At 66.1% G+C, this 21,084-nt stretch carries 18 protein-coding genes; 8 read left to right on the top strand and 10 right to left on the bottom strand.

Annotation, left to right across the window (positions count from 1 at the left end):
- Positions 1-7: 7 nt before the first annotated feature.
- Entirely contained in the window at positions 8-1,123 is a 1,116-nt protein-coding gene (locus ACSQ27_RS00090) for an acyl-CoA dehydrogenase family protein (protein ID WP_436153453.1), read from the top strand.
- Between the two features lie 16 nt (positions 1,124-1,139).
- Here ACSQ27_RS00090 and ACSQ27_RS00085 read toward each other — a convergent pair whose 3' ends face one another.
- Positions 1,140-1,697, bottom strand: coding sequence for an HNH endonuclease (locus ACSQ27_RS00085; RefSeq protein WP_436153452.1), 558 nt, complete (start codon positions 1,695-1,697; stop codon positions 1,140-1,142).
- Between the two features lie 162 nt (positions 1,698-1,859).
- On the opposite strand from ACSQ27_RS00085, the gene ACSQ27_RS00080 reads away from it, so the two are divergent.
- The 4 genes from ACSQ27_RS00080 (at position 1,860) to ACSQ27_RS00065 (ending at position 6,949) form a co-directional block, all read left to right on the top strand.
- Complete coding sequence (locus ACSQ27_RS00080) at positions 1,860-2,894, top strand: bifunctional riboflavin kinase/FAD synthetase (RefSeq protein WP_436153451.1); 1,035 nt, start codon at positions 1,860-1,862, stop codon at positions 2,892-2,894.
- Positions 2,895-3,002: 108 nt separating this feature from the next.
- On the top strand, positions 3,003-5,840 hold the full coding sequence (gene ileS, locus ACSQ27_RS00075; RefSeq protein WP_436153450.1) for an isoleucine--tRNA ligase: 2,838 nt from the start codon (positions 3,003-3,005) through the stop codon (positions 5,838-5,840).
- The gene (lspA, locus tag ACSQ27_RS00070; protein ID WP_436153449.1) at positions 5,840-6,340 is read left to right on the top strand and encodes a signal peptidase II; all 501 of its coding nucleotides are present in this window, start codon (positions 5,840-5,842) and stop codon (positions 6,338-6,340) included. The genes ileS and lspA overlap by 1 nt, the downstream gene beginning before the upstream one ends.
- A gap of 21 nt (positions 6,341-6,361) precedes the next feature.
- Entirely contained in the window at positions 6,362-6,949 is a 588-nt protein-coding gene (locus tag ACSQ27_RS00065) for a hypothetical protein (RefSeq protein ID WP_436153448.1), read from the top strand.
- 18 nt (positions 6,950-6,967) lie between these two features.
- Here ACSQ27_RS00065 and ACSQ27_RS00060 read toward each other — a convergent pair whose 3' ends face one another.
- The 8 genes from ACSQ27_RS00060 to ACSQ27_RS00025 form a co-directional block, all read right to left on the bottom strand.
- Positions 6,968-7,930 (bottom strand): tripartite tricarboxylate transporter substrate binding protein, encoded by a 963-nt coding sequence (locus ACSQ27_RS00060; protein ID WP_436153447.1) that lies wholly within the window; start codon positions 7,928-7,930, stop codon positions 6,968-6,970.
- Positions 7,931-7,994: 64 nt separating this feature from the next.
- Positions 7,995-9,602 carry an alkaline phosphatase D family protein gene (locus ACSQ27_RS00055; RefSeq protein WP_436155368.1) on the bottom strand — a complete coding sequence of 536 codons (1,608 nt, stop codon included), beginning with the start codon at positions 9,600-9,602 and terminating at the stop codon, positions 7,995-7,997.
- A gap of 16 nt (positions 9,603-9,618) precedes the next feature.
- Positions 9,619-10,392, bottom strand: a complete 774-nt coding sequence (locus tag ACSQ27_RS00050; RefSeq protein WP_436153446.1) for a 5'/3'-nucleotidase SurE — start codon at positions 10,390-10,392, stop codon at positions 9,619-9,621.
- An 11-nt stretch (positions 10,393-10,403) separates the two neighbouring features.
- Complete coding sequence (locus ACSQ27_RS00045; RefSeq protein ID WP_436153445.1) at positions 10,404-11,687, bottom strand: acetoin dehydrogenase dihydrolipoyllysine-residue acetyltransferase subunit; 1,284 nt, start codon at positions 11,685-11,687, stop codon at positions 10,404-10,406.
- A gap of 2 nt (positions 11,688-11,689) precedes the next feature.
- Entirely contained in the window at positions 11,690-12,688 is a 999-nt protein-coding gene (locus tag ACSQ27_RS00040) for an alpha-ketoacid dehydrogenase subunit beta (RefSeq protein ID WP_436153444.1), read from the bottom strand.
- Complete coding sequence (gene pdhA / locus ACSQ27_RS00035) at positions 12,681-13,706, bottom strand: pyruvate dehydrogenase (acetyl-transferring) E1 component subunit alpha (RefSeq protein WP_436153443.1); 1,026 nt, start codon at positions 13,704-13,706, stop codon at positions 12,681-12,683. The genes ACSQ27_RS00040 and pdhA overlap by 8 nt, the downstream gene beginning before the upstream one ends.
- On the bottom strand, positions 13,703-15,031 hold the full coding sequence (locus ACSQ27_RS00030; RefSeq protein WP_436153442.1) for an NAD(P)H-dependent oxidoreductase: 1,329 nt from the start codon (positions 15,029-15,031) through the stop codon (positions 13,703-13,705). The genes pdhA and ACSQ27_RS00030 overlap by 4 nt, the downstream gene beginning before the upstream one ends.
- 187 nt (positions 15,032-15,218) lie before the next feature.
- The gene (locus tag ACSQ27_RS00025) at positions 15,219-16,220 is read right to left on the bottom strand and encodes a sugar-binding transcriptional regulator (RefSeq protein ID WP_436153441.1); all 1,002 of its coding nucleotides are present in this window, start codon (positions 16,218-16,220) and stop codon (positions 15,219-15,221) included.
- 175 nt (positions 16,221-16,395) lie between these two features.
- Here ACSQ27_RS00025 and ACSQ27_RS00020 point away from each other — a divergent pair, with 175 nt between their 5' ends.
- From ACSQ27_RS00020 to ACSQ27_RS00010, 3 genes are read left to right on the top strand one after another with little or no spacing between them, the layout of a single operon-like run.
- A complete protein-coding gene (locus ACSQ27_RS00020; protein ID WP_436153440.1) occupies positions 16,396-17,253 on the top strand; it encodes a hypothetical protein in 858 nt (285 codons plus the stop codon).
- Positions 17,253-18,461 carry an AGE family epimerase/isomerase gene (locus ACSQ27_RS00015; RefSeq protein ID WP_436153439.1) on the top strand — a complete coding sequence of 403 codons (1,209 nt, stop codon included), beginning with the start codon at positions 17,253-17,255 and terminating at the stop codon, positions 18,459-18,461. The genes ACSQ27_RS00020 and ACSQ27_RS00015 overlap by 1 nt, the downstream gene beginning before the upstream one ends.
- Entirely contained in the window at positions 18,458-20,116 is a 1,659-nt protein-coding gene (locus tag ACSQ27_RS00010; RefSeq protein ID WP_436153438.1) for a Na/Pi cotransporter family protein, read from the top strand. Before ACSQ27_RS00015 ends, ACSQ27_RS00010 begins: the two co-directional genes overlap by 4 nt.
- Before the next feature lie 17 nt (positions 20,117-20,133).
- Here ACSQ27_RS00010 and ACSQ27_RS00005 read toward each other — a convergent pair whose 3' ends face one another.
- Positions 20,134-20,955 (bottom strand): NUDIX hydrolase, encoded by an 822-nt coding sequence (locus ACSQ27_RS00005; protein WP_436153437.1) that lies wholly within the window; start codon positions 20,953-20,955, stop codon positions 20,134-20,136.
- Positions 20,956-21,084: the final 129 nt, after the last annotated feature.

Raw genomic sequence — 21,084 nt, 5'->3', positions numbered from 1 at the left:
AAACATCATGGATTTCGATTTCACCGACGACCAGGAACAGCTGCGCGACGCCGTGCGCAAATGGGTGGACAAGGGCTACGACTTCGAGCGCCGCCGCGGCATCGCCAAAGCCGGCGGCTTCTCGCGCGAGGCTTACGGCCAGATCGCCGAACTGGGCCTGACCGGCCTCTACATCCCCGAGGCCGACGGCGGCTTGGGCATGGGCCCGGTCGAGGGCATGGTGGTGATGGAAGAGCTGGGCCGCGGCATCGTGCTGGAGCCTTTTGCCCAGGCGCTGATCGTCGGCGCCGTGCTCGCCGGCTATGCGCCGGCCGCCGTCAAGACCGCCTGGCTGCCCAACATTGCCTCAGGTGAAAGCCTGGTGGTGCTGGCCTACCAGGAACGCGCGGCGCGCTACGACTTTGAAAAATGCGAAGCCACGGCCACTGCGGCCGGCGACGCCTGGACGCTGAACGGCATCAAAAGCATTGTCCCGGCCGGCGACCAGGCCGATGCCTTCATCGTGCCCGCGATGGCCAAGGGCAAGCTCGCGCTGTTTGTGGTCGAGCGCACGGCAGCCGGCGTCACGACGCGCGGCTACGGCACGCAGGACGGCGGCCGTGCCGCCGAGGTGGTGCTCAAGAACGCGCCCACCGCGCTGGTCACGCTGGACGGCCTCACGGCCCTGGCCCAAGCGGTCGACATCGGCATCGCCGCGGCCTGCGCCGAAGCCGTGGGCGTGATGGACAAGACCCTGGCCATCACCGTCGAGTACATGAACACGCGCAAGCAGTTCGGCGTGGCCATCAGCAGCTTCCAGGCGCTGCGCCACCGCGTGGCCGACATGAAGATGCAACTGGAGCTGGCGCGTTCCATGAGTTATTACGCCTCGCTCAAGCTCAACGCCCCGGCCGACGAGCGCCGTCGGGCCCTGGCGCGCGCCAAATACCAGCTCGGCGTGTCCATGCGTTTTGTCGGCCAGCAGGCGGTGCAGCTGCACGGCGGCATAGGCGTGACCGACGAATACATCGTGAGCCACTATTTCAAGAAGCTGACCCAGCTCGAAATGACCTTTGGCGACACGCTGCATCACCTGGGCGAGGTATCGGAGCGGATGCAGGAGACGGCCGGCGTATTCGCCTGAGCCGGCCCCGGAAACGTTACGCGTGCAGGCGTGACGTTTTCGGGATGTGCGCCATCAAAAACTCCATCTGGTCCGCCAGGATGCGGCGGTTGCGCAGAATGAAGTCTTCCCAGAGGCTGGGCACATAAGGCGTGTAGAGCAGCGGCATGTGGGCCTGCTCGGGTGTGCGGCTGCTTTTGCGGTGATTGCAGGCGCGGCAGGCCGTCACCACGTTCATCCAGGTGTCTATGCCGTTCTGCGCGAAGGGGATGATGTGCTCGCGCGTCAGGTCTTCCTCATGGAAATGCCCGCCGCAGTAGGCGCACACATTGCGGTCGCGGGCGAACAGCTTGCCGTTGGTCAGGCCCGGTTTGAGGTCGAAGGGGTTGATGTTAGGCACGCCCTTGGTGCCGATGATGCTATTGACCGTGATGATGGACTGCTGGCCCGTGATCGCATTGTGGCCGCCGTGGAAGACCACCACCCGCGCGCCCATCTCCCAGCGCACCTCGTCGGCCGCGTAGTGCAACACGGCTTGTTCAAGGCTGATCCACGACTGTGGCAATCCCTGGGCTGAGAGCTTCAAGACCTTCAAAACGAACCTCCATCAAGGTGGACGACGCATGGAAACACGGTACTGGGCTAACTGTGTATCAATATACAGTGAAATCATGAAAAACGCCCCCAAATCCCCCATTAACCACGTTCAAGCCCCGTTTGGCCGGGCTCAGGCGCTACAAAAACGATAATTGCCCCTATGAAAGTTTTCCGTGGCTACCACCATCCCCAGCTGGCCGAACACTGCGCCCTGACCATAGGCAACTTCGACGGGGTGCACCGCGGCCACCAGGCCATGCTGGCGCTGCTGAAGAACGAGGCCCAGCACCGGGGCGCGCCCAGCTGCGTGATGAGCTTCGAGCCCCATCCGCGCGACTATTTCGCGGCCGTGGCGCGCAAGCCCGAACTGGCGCCGGCCCGCATCGCCACCCTGCGCGACAAGCTCACCGAACTCGCGCGCTGCGGCATAGACCAGTGCGTGGTCCTGCCCTTTAATGCCGCCCTGGCCTCCCAGCCGGCCGAGGCCTTTATCCAGGACGTGCTGGTGCGCGGCCTGGGCGTGAAATACGTGCTGGTGGGCGACGACTTCCGCTTCGGCGCCAAGCGCGTGGGCGACTACGCCATGCTGGACGCCGCCGGCGAGCGCCTGGGCTTTGACGTCGCCCGCATGAACAGCTACGAGGTGCACGGCGCCCGGGTGTCCAGTTCCGCCGTGCGCGAAGCGCTGGCCCAGGGCCGCATGGACCGCGTCGCCGGCCTGCTGGGGCGGCCTTACAGCGTCTCCGGCCACGTGGTGCACGGCCGCAAACTCGGGCGCGACCTCGGTTTTCGCACCCTCAACCTGCGCTTTTCGCACTGGAAACCGGCGGCCGGCGGGATTTTTGCGGTCCAGGTGCACGGCTTGGGCGACAAGCCCCTCCCGGGCGTCGCCAACCTGGGCATACGCCCCTCGCTGGACCCGGCCGACGTCAACGGCGGGCGGGTGCTGCTGGAGACGCATTGCCTCGAATGGCCCGCCGGCCTTGGGCCCGAGGGGGCATACGGTAAAATCATCCGCGTGGAACTGCTGCACAAACTGCACGACGAACTGAAATACGACAGCCTGGAGAGCCTGAAAACAGGCATCGCCAAGGACTGCGACGAGGCTCGGGCGTTTTTTGCCCAGGCACCGCAGCCGTTTTCAGCCGCCATGCACACGGAAACCAGCCGCCAGACCACGCGCGACCGAATTTAGACGATCTCGTCGCCTCTGGCCCCGCCCTGCTCCCACGGCGGATGGCTTTCCTCCCCACCGTACTGCCGGCGGCCCCGCTTTCCCAGGCCGCCCTAACAAAAGCATCCCATGTCCGAGACCAAAACCGATTACCGCAGCACCCTGAACCTGCCAGACACCCCGTTTCCCATGCGCGGCGACCTGCCCAAGCGCGAGGCCGGCTGGGCCAAGGAATGGGACGACAAGGGCATTTACAAAAAGCTGCGCGACGTGCGCGCCGGCAAGCCCAAGTTCGTGCTGCACGACGGCCCGCCCTATGCCAACGGCAAGATCCACATCGGCCACGCCGTCAACAAGGTCCTCAAGGACATGATCGTCAAGGCGCGCCAGCTCAAGGGCCTGGACGCGATCTACGTGCCCGGCTGGGACTGCCACGGCCTGCCGATCGAAAACGCCATCGAAAAGCTTCACGGCCGCAACCTGCCGCGCGACGAGGTGCAGGCCAAGAGCCGCGCCTTCGCGACCGAGCAGATCGAGGGCCAGCGGGCCGACTTCAAGCGCCTGGGCGTGCTCGGCGAATGGGACAACCCCTACCGCACCATGGATTTCGCCAACGAGGCCAATGAAATCCGTGCGCTCAAACGCATCATGGAACGCGGCTTCGTCTACCGCGGCCTGAAACCCGTGTACTGGTGCTTTGACTGCGGTTCCTCGCTGGCCGAGTTTGAAATCGAATACGCCGACAAGAAGTCGCAGACGCTGGACGTCGGCTTCAAATGCGCCGAGCCGCAAAAGCTGGCGCTGGCTTTCGGCCAGGCCACGCTGAGCAAGGATGCCTTCGCGGTCATCTGGACGACGACCGCCTGGACCATCCCCGCCAACCAGGCGCTGAACCTGAACCCGGACCTCGAATATTCGCTGGTCGATACCGAGCGCGGGCTGCTGGTGCTGGCCTCGGTGCTGGTCGAAAAATGCCTGGAGCGCTTCCAGCTCGAAGGACGCGTCATCGCTGTCACCAAGGGCGAAAACCTCGCGAAGATCAACTTCGAGCATCCCTTCTACGACGTCGATCCGGGCTACCAACGTTTCAGCCCGGTGTTCCTGGCCGACTACGCGACCGCCGACGACGGCACCGGTATCGTGCACTCCTCGCCCGCCTACGGCGTGGAAGACTTTAACTCCTGCGTCTCCAACGGCATCGCCCATGAGGACATCCTCAACCCGGTGCAGGGCAACGGCCGCTACGTTGACGAGCTGCCGATGTTCGGCGGCCTCAACATCTGGAAAGCCGCGCCGCTGGTCATCGAGAAGCTGCGCGAGCACGGCCGCCTCTTCGCCACCCAGGACATCGTGCACAGCTACCCGCATTGCTGGCGCCACAAGACGCCGGTGATCTACCGCGCGGCGGCCCAGTGGTTCATCCGCATGGACGGCGAAACCGCCGGCACCCAGGGCGTCTTCGCCAGTGACAAGGCCGGCAAGACCCTGCGCGAACTGGCCCTGGCCGCCATCGAGGAAACCAGCTTCTACCCCGAAAACGGCAAGGTCCGCCTGCGCGACATGATCGCCGGCCGGCCCGACTGGTGCATCAGCCGCCAGCGCAACTGGGGCGTTCCCCTGCCCTTTTTCATCCACACCGCCACCGGCGAGCTGCACCCGCGCACCATGGAAATCATGGACCAGGCCGCCCACATGGTGGAGGCCGGCGGCATCGAGGCCTGGAGCAAGGCCAGCGCCGAGTCCATCCTGGGCGCCGAGGCCGCCGACTACATCAAGAGCACCGACATCCTCGACGTCTGGTTCGACTCCGGCACCACGCACGACCACGTGCTGCGCCACAGCCACGCCGCACAGTCGACCTGGCCGGCCGACCTCTACCTCGAAGGCCACGACCAGCACCGCGGCTGGTTCCATTCCTCGCTGCTCACCGCCTGCGCGATGTACGACCGCGCGCCCTACAAGGGCCTGCTCACGCACGGCTTCACCGTGGACGGCAAGGGCCGCAAGATGAGCAAGAGCGAAGGCAACGTCGTGGTGCCGCAAGAGGTCAGCGACAAGCTGGGCGCCGAGATCATCCGCCTGTGGTGCGCCTCGACCGACTACTCGGGCGACCTGGGCATCGACGACAAGATCCTGGCCCGCGTGGTCGACGCCTACCGCCGCATCCGCAACACGCTGCGCTTCCTGATGGCCAACGTCAGCGACTTCGACTCGGCCAAGGATGCCGTGCCGTTTGAGCAGATGCTGGAAATCGACCGCTACGCGCTGAGCCGCGCGTCGCAGCTGCAGGCCGACATCCTGGCGCACTACGAGGTCTATGAATTCCACCCGGTGGTCTCCAAGCTGCAGATCTATTGCAGCGAAGACCTGGGCTCTTTCTACCTCGACATCCTGAAAGACCGGCTCTACACCACCGGTCCCAAATCGCTGGCCCGCCGCAGCGCGCAGACCGCGCTCTGGCGCATCACGCACGCCATGCTGCGCTGGATGGCGCCGTTCCTGAGCTTCACGGCGGAAGAGGCCTGGAAGGTGTTCGGCACCTCGGAATCCATCTTCATGGAGACCTATGCCGAGTTCCCCGCGCCCGACGCGGCGTTGCTGGCCAAGTGGGGGGATATCCTGCAAACGCGAGCCGTGGTGAACAAAGAAATCGAGGCCTTGCGCGCTGACGGAAAAGTCGGTTCATCTCTACAAGCCGAAGTCACCATCAAGTGCCAACAACCTTTGTTCTCCGAGCTCTCCTCGTTAGGAGACGATTTGAGGTTTGTGCTCATAACATCGGCAGCGCGACTGGAGGAAACCTCAGGTGCAGGCTTTGCGGTGGAAGTGAATGCATCAGAGGCGACCAAGTGCGAACGCTGCTGGCACTACCGCGCCGACGTGGGCCACGATCTGGCTCACCCGACGATCTGCGGCCGCTGCACCAGCAACCTGTTTGGCGCCGGTGAAGCGCGGAAGTTCGCCTGATGCCCAAAACCACCTTCACCCGCTCCCCGAGTTTGCTGCTGCCCTGGCTGGGCCTGGCGCTGATCATCCTCATCGCCGACCAGTTCACCAAGGTGCTGATCCTGGGCTACTACCGCCTGGGCGATTCCACTTACGTGACCAGCTTCTTCAACGTCGTGCGGGTGCACAACACCGGCGCGGCCTTTTCCTTCCTGGCTGAAGCCTCGGGCTGGCAGCGCTGGTTCTTCACCGCCATCGGCATCGCCGCCGCGCTGTTCATCCTGTGGATGCTGCGTTCGCATCCGGGGCAAAAGCTGTTCTCCTTCGCGCTGGCCTGCATCCTGGGCGGCGCGCTGGGCAACGTCATAGACCGCACCATGCACGGCTACGTCGTGGACTTCCTGCAGTTCCACTGGGCGGGCTGGTATTTCCCCTCGTTCAACATCGCCGACAGCGCCATCACCATAGGCGCGGTCTGCCTGATCCTGGACGAGCTGCTGCGGGTCCGCAAAACCAGCTAGGCCGCGGCCCCTGCGAGTCCCATGACAGCCTCCATCCTTGAGCCGCTTGCGGCGGAGTGGGCCGGCGAGCCCGCCCTGCATTCCCGGGCGCAGAGCTGGAGCTGGTTCAGGCAGGCCTTCGGCGAGGCGCTGCAAGGCCATGCCGTGGCACCCTCTTCAAGCTGGGCGGTGGATGAAGAAAGCCTGGCGAAGGCATTTTTTGCCTGGGCCGAGCTGGTCGAGCTGTATACGCCCTATGAGGCGCTGGACGCCGCCGATTTCCGGCATTTCATCCTGGGCCTGCTGCTGCAAAAACTGCTGGAAGCCCAGCCCCCCGTGCTGCGCGATGTTTCCGCCAACGCCGCGGCGCTTCCCCTCACAAGTTTTGTGCTGACCCTGCTGCAGGCCCTGCACAGCAATGCCGGCACGGCCGCGCTCACGCTGGATGCGGCCGCGCTCACCGGTCCGCGCTGGGCCAGCTATGTCGAAAACATCGCCGAAGACAGCTCGACCGCGACCTGTTTTCTCGACCAGATGACCGGCCTGCAACCGGCCTGGCAAAGCCGCTCGCTGATAGAACACCGGCCCGCGATGCAAAAAGCACTGGCACTCGCGCGCCAGCGCTCCTGAGCCCAGCAACTCCCCGGCTCAACCGAGCTTCATATTGGTCGAGGTGATCAGGTGCTTCCAGCGCTGGTAGTCGGCCGCCACATAGGCTGAGATTGCCGCGCCTTCGAGCAAGGTCGGCTCGGTCGCATCCTGGCGCAGCCGGGCGGCGACGGCCGGCTGTGCGATCAGCTTGTTGATCGCGGCATTGAGTTCCGATGTGATCGCCGCCGGCGTGCCCGGGGGCGCCATCAGGCCCCAGTAGTTGTTGACGTCGAAGTCCTTGAAGCCCAGTTCCTCCATGCCCGGCACGCCGGGCACGCTGGGCGCGCGGTCCTTGGAGGTCAGCGCCAGGGCCTTGACCTTGCCGTCCTTGATGTAAGGCATCAAGGCCGGCACGCTGCCGGTCATGAACTGGAGCTGCCCGGCCAGCAGGTCGGTGGTTGCAAACGCAATGCCGCGGTAAGGGATGTGAACAATCGCGGTGTGGGTGCGCTGCTTGAGCAGTTCCACCACCAGGTGGTTGATGCTGCCGTTGCCGGCCGAACCGTAGTTGTACTTGCCCGGGTTGGTCTTGATGTGGTCTATGGCCTCGCGCAGGTTGTTACCCGGCAGGCTGGGGTGCGAGGCAAACAGCAGCGGGCCCGCCCCCATGATGGCCACGGGCGCGAACTGCGTCGGGTCGTATTTGGGCGTGCCGCCCGAAGCCGCCACCGTGGTAAAGGGCGAGGCGATGAACAGCAGGGTCTGCCCATCGGGCGGCGCCTTGGCCACCAGGTCGGCGCCCACCGCGCCGCCGGCGCCGGTGCGGTTGTCGATGACGAACTGCCGGCCCATGGACTTGCTGAGCTCTGAGCCGAAAAACCTCGCCATCGCATCGCTGCCCGCGCCAGGCGCGAAGGGCACGATGATTTTGGAAATCGCCGCCGGCTGTGCCCGCAGCTGCGCCACGGCGCAAAACGCGGCCAGCCCACCGGCCGCCTGGATCAGGGAACGTCGTTTCATCTTTGTCTCCTAGCTATCTATTTAGTTATCAAAATGCGGTCACGAAAAAACCTGGCAACTTCAGCTATTGGGGCGCTATGACCTCCGTGTGGAGCACGACCCCCTCAAGGTCACAGAGCTTGACGGTGAGGCAGCGCGAAGCGGGATCAATCTCCACCTCGCCGAAAAACTGGTAGCCGGCGGCCGGGCTGGCGCCGCGCACCGGCGAAGCGCGCGAGTAACGCACCTGGTTGCCGAAGGTCGCATCGGGGTTGAAGGGGCCGTAGGAGCCCGCATGCAACGGCCCCGAGACAAACTCCCAGAAGGGCAGGAAGTCCTTGAACACCGCCTGCTCGGGATCGAAATAATGCGCGGCCGTGTAATGCACATCGGCGCAGAGCCAGACGATGTTGTGGATGGCGTTCGCCTTGATGAAGGACAGCAAGCCGGCCAGCTCGATCTCGCGGCCGCTGGGCTCGCCGTCGTCGCCGTTGGCCACGCCCTGCCACTTGACCCGGCCCTCGGTGTCATGGCCGTCGGCGACGTTGGTGCCTATGGGCATGCCCGCCGCGATGACCTTCCATTGCGCGGTGGAGGCCAGCAGCTCCTGCTGCAGCCACTTGATTTGCGCGTCGCCGAGGAAGGCCGTGCCCGGGCCTTCGGTCTGCGTGTTGTGCGAATTCGGCCCGCGGTGCGTCTGCATGTCGACGACAAACACGTCGAGCAGCGGCCCGTATTGCACGCGCCGGTACAGCAGGCCGGCGCCGCCGAAGCCTTCCAGCGGCATGGGCGAGTATTCGCGGAAGGCGCGCGCGGCCGTCGCGGCCAGCAGCTTGAGGTCCTTGCCCACATAGCGCTTGTCGCGCATCAGGTCCAGCGAGGGCGACCAGTTGTTGACGACCTCGTGGTCGTCCCACATGATGATTTGCGGCACCTCGGCGCAGAACTTCGTGAAATGCGGGTCCAGCCAGTTGTAGCGGAAGTTGCCGCGGTAGTCCTCAATGCTTTCGGCGACGCGGGTCTTGGCCAGGGTCACCACATTGGTCCAGCTGCGGCCGCGCTCGTCGTCGACCCGGTGCTGCAGCGGGTGGTCGGCATAAATCGTGTCGCCGCAGTGCACAAAGAAATCAAGCTCGCGCCGGCGTATGGTCTCGAACATCTTGAGGCCGCCCCACTCGGGGTTGATGCCGAAACCCTGGCCGTTGACGTCGGCCGACCACGCAAACCGGATAGTCCGTGCCGTGTCGGGCGCGGAGCGAAAGCTGGAGCGCCGCACCCAGGGCCCGGCATGCGCGGCCTCCAGCCCGTAGGCGGTAACGACCAGCGAAATCGTCGCATTGCGCGGCAGGCTCGAGAGCGCCAGCCGCGTGGTGTAGTCGGTCACCTCAAGCGCCTGCGGCGCACGCAGCGTGTGCCACGGCCCGGCCTCGCCGTCGGCGCTCCAGGCGATTTCAACATCGGCCGCATACGGCAGGCGCGCCCAGACGATGGCCGCGTCGCCGCTGACCTCGCCAATCTGGATGCCGCTGACCTGGCTGTCGTCGACCAGCGGCAGGTGCTTCTTCGCGGTGACGGCCGGCCGCGGCCCCACGCGTGCCCGCATGCCGTCCGACAGCTCCTTGAGCGCCAGGGGCAGGTCCAGCGGGCTTGGCAGGTGGCGCAAGACCTTGAGGGGCAAATCGAAAGGGTTCATGGCCAAGGCGGTCTCGTCATGGGTGGGTGGTGGATTGCAGGGCGGCATCGTTGATGCCGTCCAGCAGCGAGTCTTCCAGGCTAGCGTAGCCATTCCAGCGCAGTCGGTAAACCGTCGCAAACCCTGCTTCGAGCTGCGATTGCTCGTCGCCGGCCTGGGCCGTGCCGGCACGGCCCTTGTCGTAGCGCAGGACCGTCGTGTCGGGCCCGGCTTTTTCGGCGGTGATCGCGGCCGCGATCTTGGCCCGGCCCGGCGCCGCATGGCGCAGGGGCGCGGGCAGCACGGCCGGCAGGTTGACGCTGAGCCAGGTGTCGGGATGGTGCCACTCGTCCAGGGTTTCGCCGAAATGGCGCACCAGGCGCTCCAGCCAGGCGGCGACCTCGGGCGATTCAAGATCGCTGCCGTTGGGCGCGGAAAAACCGATCGCGGGCACACCCCAGAAGCTCGCCTCGCGCGCAATCGCCATGGTGCCCGAGTAGGCGATGTCTTCGGCTATGTTGCGGCCGTCGTTGATGCCCGAGAGCACCAGTGTGGGTTTGTGTGAGTCGGCGAACAGCCAGGCAAAGGCCGCGATCGCGCAATCGGCCGGCGTGCCCGAGCAGGCATAACGCCGTACGCCCAGGCGTGTCATGGTGAAGGGCTCATGCAGCGAAATGCTGTGGCCCTTGCTGCTGCGCTTGTCTTGCGGCGCGACCACCCAGACGTCGTCGCTGAGGCTGGCGGCGGCGCGCTCCAGGGCGGCCAGCCCCGGTGAGAAATGTCCGTCGTCGTTGCTGACAAGAATTCGCATGGTCGTTGATGTCATGAAGCTTGCAGGGAAGAAGACGCGAAGGCCGAGGCGCCCAGTTGCTGCCGCACCAGGGCCGCGACCAGCGGCGCCGCCTCGATCTGCGGCAGATGGCCTGTCGCCGGCAAGGTGTGCAGCGCCACATTGCCGGGCAGGCCCTCGGCCTGCTGTATCGGCAGCACGCGGTCCAGCCTACCCCAGAGCAGTTTCACCGGCATGACAAGCCCCTCCAGGCGGCTGCGCAAGGACTCGGCCTGGGTGCCGTCGGGCACCAGGCTGGCCGCCATGGCAGCGAGGCCGGCGCGTTTGGTCTCGTTGCCGAGTTCCTGCAAGGCCGTCGCGACAAACGAGCCGCTCAGTCGCGAGGCGTCGCCGAACAGCTGGGCCAGCCAGGGGCGCAGGCTGGCTTCGCTGTTCGCGCGCAGGATGCCGTCCACAAAAGCGCCATTGATCTCGGGGCCCAGCCCGGCCGGGGCCAGCAAGGTCAGCGAGCGCAGGCGGGAACCAAGCAGGCCTGTGAGTGCCAAGGCCGTGCCGCCCCCCATGGAGTGGCCCAGCAGGTGGACTTCGTTGATGCCCTCGTTGTCCAGCCGGTCCAGCACGGCTTGCGCGACGGCGGCGAAATTGGGCGTCTCCGCGCGCGGCGACTTGCCGTGGTTGGGCAGGTCTATGCCCAGCACCGGAAGGTCGCGCAGCTGGTCGGCCAGCAGTCGCCAGGACCCCTGCGAAGTGCCGAAACCATGCAGCAGCACCAGCGGTGCACCCTCGTGGCGTGAAAACCAGTGCAGGTTCAGGGCGCCTGTGGTGGCCTGGCTTGCGGGACGTTTGGTGCCCGCCAGGTCGGCGGCCAGCACGCGGCCGTCGGGGCCGGAGCCGCTGACCTTGTTCAAATCAATGCCACGTTCGCGCGCGAGGCTGCGGGCCAGCGGTGTGGCGCGCAGCAGTGTGGCTTTGCCTGCGCTGCTGACTTCAGGCCCTACGACAGCGGCCACCGGCGCAGAGACTTCAGCCACGGCCTGCGGCGCGTCAGGCGCAGCGACCGAAGCCGGCACCGCCTCCCCAGGCTGCAAAATCCAGCCGACGATCTGCCCGACCGGCATGGTCACACCGACCACGCCATCTATGCCCTGCACGATGCCGTCGGCCGCCGCGTCGATCTCCATGGTCGCCTTGTCGGTCTCGATCTCGAACACGACCTGGCCCTTGGTCACGGTATCGCCGTTCTTGACGTACCAATGCGCGATCTTGCCTTCGCTCATGTCCATGTCGACGCGCGGCAGTATCAGTTCCACCGCCATGCTCAGGCCCTCACCAGCAATGAACGTTTCACCGCCGCGACGATGTCGGGCACCTGGGGCACCGCGGCTTTTTCGAGTTCGGGGTTGTAGGGCAAGGGGCAGTCCGCGCCGCCCAGCCGGATGATGGGCGCATCCAGCCGATCGAAGGCAGAACTCTCGGCGATCATCGCGCTGACCTCGGCGCCTATGCCCAGCTGCTTGGTGCCTTCGTAGACGCAGACCAGGCGGGTGGTCTTGCTCACGCTCCGGATCAGCGTGGAGTGGTCCAGCGGACGCAGCGAACGCAAATCCACCACCTCGGCCGAAATGCCCTGGGCCGCGAGCAACTCGGCGGCCTCCAGCGCGCGGTGCACCATGATCGCGGTCGCGGCAATCGTGATGTCGCTGCCCTCGCGGCGCACGCGCGCCTCGTGCAGCGGCTCGGTGTAATAGCCTTCCGGCACCGGGCCCTTCATCTTGTAGAGCAGCTTGTGCTCGAAGAACATCACCGGGTCCGGGTCTTCGATGGCCGCCAGCAGCATGCCCTTGGCGTCGTGCGGCGTCGAGGGTTGCACCACCTTGAGGCCGGGCACGTGGGCAAACCAGGCTTCCAGGCTCTGGCTGTGCTGGGCCGCAGCACCGGTGCCGGATCCGCTGGGGAAACGCATCACCAGCGGCACCGAAGCCTTGCCGCCCAGCATGAAGCGCATCTTGGCCGCCTGGTTGACGATCTGCTCCATCGCCAGGGATGCGAAGTCGGAAAACTGGAATTCATAGACGGGCCGCCGCCCCATCAGCGCCGCGCCGACCGCGACGCCCGCGCCGCCGAGTTCGGAGATCGGCGTGTCCATCACGCGCTCCTCGCCGAAGCGCTGCACCAAATCGCCGGTGACCTGGAAGGCGCCGCCATAGACGCCGATGTCCTCGCCCATCAGGAAGACACGCTCGTCGCGCTCCATCGCGATGCCCAGGGCTTCCTGGATGGCCTGCGAATAAGTCAGTTCACGCACTGCTTCAGCCATGGGCGGCCTCCGCCACGGGCGCGGCATAGACAAAATCCGTCAGGCTGGCGATGTCGGGCGCCGGGCTGTCTTTCGCGAATTCCACCGCGTCCTCGATTTCCTGTTCCACGCTTTTCACCAGTGCGTCCACTTCATCCTGTTCAATCATTCCGTGCCTGAGCAAATCCTGTTCGAAGAGCACGATGGGGTCGCGTTCGACCCAGGACTCGATCTCTTCCTTGGTCCGGTAGCGGTTGCGGTCGCTTTTGGAATGGCCGCGGTGCCGGTAGGTCAGGCATTCGATCAGGGTCGGGCCGCCGCCGGCGCGCGCGCGTTCAATCGCCGTGTGCGCCGCTTCGGCGACGTCGGAAAAATTGTTGCCGTCCACCGTGAGGCCGGGCATGTCGTAGGCCAGCGCGCGCGTGGCGATCTTCTTCACGGCGGTGGAGCGCTCGGTCGAGGTCGACATGCCGTACTTGTTGTTCTCGCAGACAAAGACCACGGGCAACTTCCAGATCGCCGCCATGTTCAGGCCCTCATGGAAAGCGCCTTCGTTGTTGGCGCCGTCGCCGAAAAAGCAGACCACGACGTTGGGCTTTTTCATCTGCTTGAGTGCCAGCGCGGCGCCGACCGCGATCGGGATGCCGCCGCCCACGATGCCGTTGGCGCCCAGGTTGCCGCCCGCCACGTCGGCGATGTGCATGGAGCCGCCGCGGCCGCGGCAGTAGCCGGTGTCCTTGCCGAAAAATTCGGCGAACATGTATTTGGGCTCCGCGCCCTTGGCGATGCAGTGGCCGTGGCCGCGATGCGTGGAGGTGATGCAGTCCGCGGCGCCCAGGTTGATGCCGACGCCGACGGCGCTGGCCTCCTGGCCTATCGACAGGTGCATGGTGCCGTGCACCAGGCCGCGCATATAGGCCTGCTCGGCGCCTTCCTCAAAGCGGCGTATCAACACCATCTGGCGCAGGGCCTTGTGCAGGGCCGCCTTGCCCAGGCGGGTATAGGCCTCGGGGGTTGTGGGTTTGAGCACGGCGTTCATGCGTGCTCCAGCACGCCGTAGACCAGCTCGTCCTGGCGACGGCGCAGCTCGACGATGCGCGAATCCGGGTCGACCGCGACGTTGGCGTAGGTCAGCAACTCGCCCTTGCGGATGTGCGCCCTCACCGTGCCGCGTTCAATCAAGCCGCAAGGCACGGCGTTCTTCGCGCGCGCGTCATCGGCCGCCATGGCCCAGGCGCGGTAGGTGTATTCACCGATCGCGTCCAGCCGGTCGCCGGGCTTCAGGTCGCACTTGGCCAGCGCGCAGACTTCGGCCGAGGGCTTGGGCAGCGGCGCCATGTCGGCGAGGCCGTAGAGCACGGCGCGCGCGCAGGTCAGCGGCACTTCCAGGCTACACAGGTGGTAGGGCCGGTAGAAGGTGTAATAAGGGCCGGTGCCCAGCTTGAGGTAGTCCATGCGCTCGCGCAGCCGCGGGTGCGCCATCTCGGCGACCACGAAGACGCCGGGCGCCACGCCTTTGCCGACGGTGTAGTCAACCACGCCCTTGCGTGTGAGGATGCCGCCGTCGGCCACCGGGCACAGCACCTTGTGCAGGTCTTCCAGCGAGGCGTTGGGGCCGTGCATGCCGGCGATGTCGGGCACCAGGCCGGTGGCGTTGGCGATGGCCGACATCTCGACAGCTGTCTTGGAGCCGTCGACGAACTCGACCAGCATGCGCGGGTTCAGTCCCTTGCCCAGGGCTTCCTCGGTGTAGTCGTCCGGTGTCGCGTCGACGTTGAGCGGGTTGTTCTTGCCCTTGCCGGCGGCAATCACCGGGTAGCCCAGCGCCGAGACGAAGTTGATCAGCTCGATGGCCGCGCTGGGCTCGTCGCCCGCGCCCAGCGAATAGATGACGCCCAGGCGGTCGGCCTCGTGCTTGAGGTAGGCGCCTATGGTGACGTCGGCCTCGACGTTCATCATCACCAGGTGTTTGCCGTGCTCCATCGCGGTCAGGCCTATCTGCGCGCCGACGGCAGGTTTGCCGGTGGCGTCGACGACCACGTCGATCAGGCCGCAGGCGCAGACCAGTTGCGCGTCCTGCGTGATGGCGATGCGGCGATCCCGTATCGCCTGCTCCAGGGCGCTGGCCGTGTTGACCACGCGGTGCGCGTCGGGGTTATGGCCGGCCGACGCCAGCGCGGCGACGGCGGCCGGCACGTTGATGTCGGCAATCGCCGCGACCACGATGCCGCGCATCTGCAGCACCTGGGTCACGATGTCCGTGCCCATCATTCCCGAGCCGATCAGGCCTATGCGCACCGGTTTGCCCGAAGCCTCGAGCCTGAGCAGGTCAGCGGCCAGGCCGCTGGGCGTAAAACCATTCATCCAATACCCCATTTCGTCGATTTGAAAGACCGGTACGGCGACGGTTCAACTCCCGCGCTTGTGTACATTTGATCTTAATCTTATACTTATGTACATCATGAGCGCAAGCAAAAACCACGGGCTGATGGCGAATCAGCCGCGATTTAGGGGTAATCCCCGAGAGGTGGGAGAAGCCTGGGCCGGCGCTTCAGCCGGCCTGGCCGGCGAGCTTGATCAAGGCCCTCGCGGCGTGTTCATCGGTGATCAGGGTGGTGGGTTTGATCAGGCGCAGCGCGCCCAGCAGGGCCTCGGCCTTGCCAACGCCGCCCGAAGCCAGGATGCGCTGCGGAACGGCCTTGAGCGTCTCGACGGGCACCGACATCACGCGGCCCTGGATCGGGTCATTGATGAGTTCGCCCTTGCGGTCGTAATAGTGGAACAGCAGATCGCCCACGGCCCCCATCTTGACGACGCGGCGGCGCAGTTCTTCGGGCATCACGCCGTAGCGGTAGGCCGTGCCTTCGGGCGACACGTCGCCGACGCTCACCAGCACGGCGTCCAGCAGTTTGGCGTTGTCGAAGACCTCACCCAGGCCGCAATGGTCGATCAGGGTCTGCCGCGTCTGCGGCGAATCGACGACGGCGGGCGCCGTCATCAAATAACACTCGGCCTGGAACAGGCTGGAAAACCGCCAGGCGAACTCGGAAGGGTTGAAGCGCCTGACCTTGGTGATGCCGCCCAGCAGTGAAATCACGCCGAGGTCGGCGACCGGCGCCTCGCTCATGAAACGCAGCGACTCGTGCAGCGTGCGGCCCCAGCCCAGGCCTATGCGCATGCCGGGGCGCAGCAGGCCGGCCATGTACTGGCCGGTGGCCGCGGCGATGGGCACCGTGGCATCGACGTCGGCATCCGACACCGGCGCCACCACCGCCTCGCCGAGGCCGAAAAGCCTTTCGAGCTCGCGCTCCAGCGCGATGCATTCGGGCACGCCGGTTTCGATGCTGAACTTGATCTCGTTGCGCTCGCGCAGGTCGGACAGCAGCCGCACCACGGTGACCCGGCCTATGCCCAGGCGCTGCGCGATCTCGTTCTGCGTCATCTCCTCGACGAAATACATCCAGGCCACGCGCAGGCGCATGCGCTTGTTGCGCTGGCTGGGCCCCGCGCCCGCGAGCGGCGCATCCAGTTCGGCGGCAGTCGGCGCTTGCATGACAGCTTTGCCTTCGGCGGGGGTTTTCGCGGGTTTGGGCAAGGCGGCTCCTGATTCTGGGGAAGTGACCGATTTGGCCAATTTGGCCAATTTAGGCCGGTTTGGGGTGCAAAATCAGGCTTCAGGCCCTCCCCGTCCGGCTGTCATGCTAACGTAAACCATTGATGGGATTTTCATGACACACAACATATTGCCCACCGCCCGCCCGGCCCGCACCGTGCAGCCGACGCGCACCGCCGTGCAGCTGGCGCTCAAGGACGAACTGCGCACCTTCGGCTTCAACCTGCAGCGCGGCGCGCACTGGCTGCTGCAGGATGTCGGCAGCAGCCTGGTCAAGCAGGCCGAGCCACGCAACGAGGCCGGCACGCTGCACAAGCTGCACCACCTGATCGACTCGACGGCCCAGGCCACCTTCTCCACGCTGCAGGTCGCGCAGCAGGCCGCGGCCGTCGCCGTGCTGCCGGACGCCGCCTACCGCACCCTGCACTTTGAACTGCAGCCGATGGCCGATTTTTTCCTGCAGCAAAGCGACCCGAAAAATCCATCGCAGCATTTCACCAACGCCTTTTACTGGCTGCTGCGCCACGCGCTGGCGGGCAAGCCCGGCAGCGCGCTGATCGCGCGCCAGCAGGCGATTGACGAGGCTTTCTGGCAGGTGCTGGAGCAGCACGCAGGCCTCATCGCCCGCGCGCAGGAGGCCAAGGCCTCGCCGCGCGACCACGCCGCCCTGTGCGCCGCCGTGCTGCGGGCCCTGGCCGCGGCGCGGCCGGTGCGCGACGCCAGCCTGCCGCCCTGGGCCGGCCAGCCGGCGCAGCAGCCCGAGGCCCTCGCGGCCCTGCCCGAACTGCTCACGGTCGTGGTCGCCGTCGGCTTGGTGAAAAGCGGCGACAATCCCACCCCCGACGTCGGCGAGCGCCTGCGCCTGGCCGCACAGCTTGTCACCGCGCGCCTGCCGCTGCTGGAGGCCGCGCTGCAGCAGCCCGACGACCAGCACCTGACCGCCGAACTCGCTTTTTTATTCCGCCACGCTTGATGCCCCCAGAGTCCTTCCCTTCTTTTCTTGCCGACACACGCCGACACGCAAAACACTGGCTGTTTGAGTCTGCCCTGCCCCTGTGGTGGGAACGCGGCGCGGACCACGAGGGAGGCGGCTTCCACGAAAAGCTGGGCCAGGACGGCCTGCCCATCGGCAAGCCGGTGCGCGTGCGCGTGCAGGCGCGGCAGACCTATGTCTATGCCCGCGCCGGCGCCCTCGGCTGGACCGGTCCCTGGCAGGCGGCCATGCGGCACGGCCTGTCTTTCATGCTGTCGCGCTATCCCCGGCCCGACGGCCTGTTCCGCAGCACGCTGGACACCGCCGACGAAAGCATAGACCTCTACGACCAGGCGTTTGTGCTGTTCGCGCTGGCCCATGCCTATGAAGCCGAAGGCCGGCCGCAAGCATTGCTGGACACCGGGCAAACCCTGCTGCGGCAGATTGAAGCCGCGCTGGCGCATGACGGCGGCGGCTATTACGACGGCCTGCCGCACCAGCCCATCCTCAAGTCCAACCCGCTCATGCATCTGCTCGAGGCTCTGCTGGCCTGGGTGGCCATGGGCATAGAGGGCAGCTTCCGCACCTCGGCCCTGGCGCTGTGCCAGCTGGCCACCACACGCTTGATCAATCCCGCCAACAGCGCGGTCGGTGAGCTTTTCACAGCAGGCTGGGCCCCGCTGGGCGCGCCGCAGGAGCGGCTGTATGAACCCGGCCACCAATTTGAATGGGCTTACCTTCTGCTGCAGGCGGAAGGTTGGCTGGGCATCAAGGCACGCAGCCAGGCCATCGCACTCGAGAACTTCGGCCGCGGCTTCGGCATCGATGCCGCGCGCCAGGTCGCGCTGTTTGCCGTCAACGAAGCCGGCCAGGCCACGGACCGCCGTGCCCGGCTGTGGGCGCAGACCGAGAGGCTCAGGACCTCGCTGCTGTTCGCCGCGCAAGGCATGGGCGACGCGGCCGGGACCGAGGCTTTCCAGGCCGCCGCGGCCGGCAGTTTTTCCGGCTTGATGCGTTTCCTCGCCACCGAGGTACCCGGCCTCTGGCATGAATGGCAGCGGGAAGACGGCGGCTTTGACCTTGCGCCCTCGCCGGCCTCCTCGCTTTACCACCTGATGACCGGCCTCGAAAGCCTGTTGACGCCCCTGGCTCCCCTGACACCTGCGGCACATCGCCCAGGCCCTGTAGAACGGACAATCACCGCATGAAGCATTTGTTGAATCTCCTGGCGGCCATCGCGCTGCTGGTCTGGGGCACCCACCTGGTACGTACCGGCATCCTGCGGGTCTTCGGCGCCAACCTGCGCCACGTGCTGGCCGTCAGCATCAGCAACCGGCTCGCCGCCGCGGTCTCGGGCATAGGCGTCACAGCGCTGGTGCAGTCCAGCACCGCCACCTCGCTCATCGTCTCCTCCTTCGTCGGCCAGGGCCTGGTCACCCTGCCGCTGGCGCTGGCCGTCATGCTGGGCGCGGACGTGGGCACCAGCCTGATGGCCGTGGTGTTCTCCTTCGACCTGTCCTGGCTGTCGCCGCTTTTCATCTTTGTCGGTGTGGTGCTGTTCATCTCGCGCCAGGACACCAACCTCGGGCGCGTGGGCCGCGTGCTGATAGGCCTGGGCCTGATGCTGCTGGCGCTGCGCCTGGTCACGGCCTCCACCGAAGTGCTCACGAAAGCGCCGGCCGTCAAGGCCTTGCTGGGTTCGCTGAGCAGCGACCTGCTGCTCGAGATCACCGCCGGCGCCTTTCTGGCCGTGGTGTCCTATTCCAGCCTGGCCATCGTGCTGCTCACGGCCACGCTGGCCGCTTCGGGCGTGATCCCCCTCGACGTCGCGCTGGGCCTGGTGCTGGGCGCCAACCTCGGCAGCGGCCTGCTGGCCGTGCTGACCACGATGCGCTCGCCCATCGAAGTGCGGCAGGTGCCCCTGGGCAACCTGCTGTTCAAGCTGCTGGGCATCGTCATCGCCGCGCCCCTGATCGGCCTGTGGCTGCGCCACGTGCGGCCCTACCTGGGCGAGGCGGCCACCGTGGTCGTGCTGTTCCACCTGACCTTCAACATGCTGGTGGGCGTGGTCTTCATAGGCTGGACGCAGGTGATCGCGCGCTGGGTCGAAAAACTGCTGCCCAAGCCTGAAAAGAACAAGGCCGGCGGCCGGCCCCAACACCTGGACCCTTCCGCGCTGGCCACGCCCTCGCTGGCGATCTCCTGCGCGGCGCGTGAGGCGCTGCACCAGGCCGACGTGGTGGAAAGCATGCTGCTGGGCGTGCTGCAGGTCATACGCAACAACGACCTCAAGCTGGCCGAGGACCTGCGCAAGATGGACGACGCTGTCGACGAGCTGTATTCCTCAATCAAGTACTACCTGACCAAGATCTCGCGCGAGGCGCTGGCCGAGGAGGAAAGCCGCCGCTGGACCGACATCATCAGCTTCACCATCAACATGGAGCAGATCGGCGACATCATCGAGCGCGTGCTGATCGACATCGAGGACAAGAAAATCAAGCCCGGCCGCAATTTCTCGGAAGCCGGCATGGCCGAGATCGTCGAGCTGCACGAGCGCCTGGTGGACAACCTGCGCCTGGGCATGAGTGTGTTCCTCAACGGCACGGTGCGCGACGCGCAAAAACTGCTCGAGGAAAAAGCCCGTTTCCGCGACCTGGAGCGCGCCTACGCCACCACCCACCTGGGCCGGCTCTCGGCCAACACGGTGCAAAGCCTGGAAACCAGTTCGCTGCACATCGACCTGATCAGCGAGCTCAAGCGCATCAACTCGCACATCTGCTCGATCGCTTATCCGATCCTCGATTCGGCCGGCGCGCTCGCACCCAACCGGCTGCGCGCTTCCGCCCTCCCAGACCAGGTCTGACAGGGCTGTTCTGAGGGTCAGGCCGTGAGGCCCATGGCATCTGAAAGAATCAGCGCCGCCTCGGTGGTGAACTCGCCGCGCTGCAGCGCGGCCACCAGTTCCCCGACCTCCATCAGGCGGAACTGCTCGACCTCGCCGTCCTGGTTGTCCGGCGCCATGCCCTCAGGCACGGTGCAGACATACCAGTCGATGTCTTCCACCACATAACCCGCGCCATTGCCGTCGGTAGCCGGCCGCCGCGTCGCCAACTGCCCGCCGTAGCGCATGGCCTGCAGCGCAGCCGTGTGCAAGCCGGCTTCCTCCCAGGTCTCGCGCACCAGCGCCGTTTCCACCGTGTCGGCAGCAGACACCATGCCGCCCATCAATGTGTCCCACAGGCCCGGGTCGTTGGATTTGTCGAAAGCCCGCTGCTGCACCCAGAAGCGCCCGTCCGGCGACTGCCCCACCAGGTGCACCGCCAGCGTGGTGATGCCCAGCGGCCGCACAGCCGCACGCTCCACCGTACCCTTGCGGTGGCCGAACTGGTCCGGCACCGCCAGCTGCTCGTCACGCCAGGCGCCGGCCAGGCCCGCTTCGTGCAGCGCGACCGCAATCTTGTTCAGGCTGGTCGTGACGTCACCCATCACGCGCCAGCCCAGGGTTCCGGGGCGCTCTTCCTTGAGGAGCGGGTGGTCGCCGTCGGTCATGGTGTGGAGGGCCAGCTTGTGGAAGAAGCCGGGTTCCACTGAGCCGATCATGGATTCGCCGGCCCAGAGGGGGACGCGCGGGCGCAACGGGGGTACGGTTGCGCCTGCGCGGAGCTCGCGCAACCATTGCGGGTCGTAAGGGGGGGTTGTCATGGTTCTTGGGGTTGGGTTTTAGTTTACTTCGGTGTTCTTGCGATGGGGAGTTTTCTCTGCTTGGTTCTGCTGGCCGGGTCTTGCTCCGGCTGCGCGCTCCCTCTCCTCTGTGCTCTTTGCTGAGTTCTG

The sequence above is a fragment of the Polaromonas sp. LjRoot131 genome, assembly GCF_964252805.1.
Classification (GTDB): Bacteria; Pseudomonadota; Gammaproteobacteria; order Burkholderiales; family Burkholderiaceae_C; genus Polaromonas.
The sequence above is the reverse complement of the archived record's forward strand: the minus strand, read 5'-3'. Positions and strand labels throughout refer to the sequence as shown.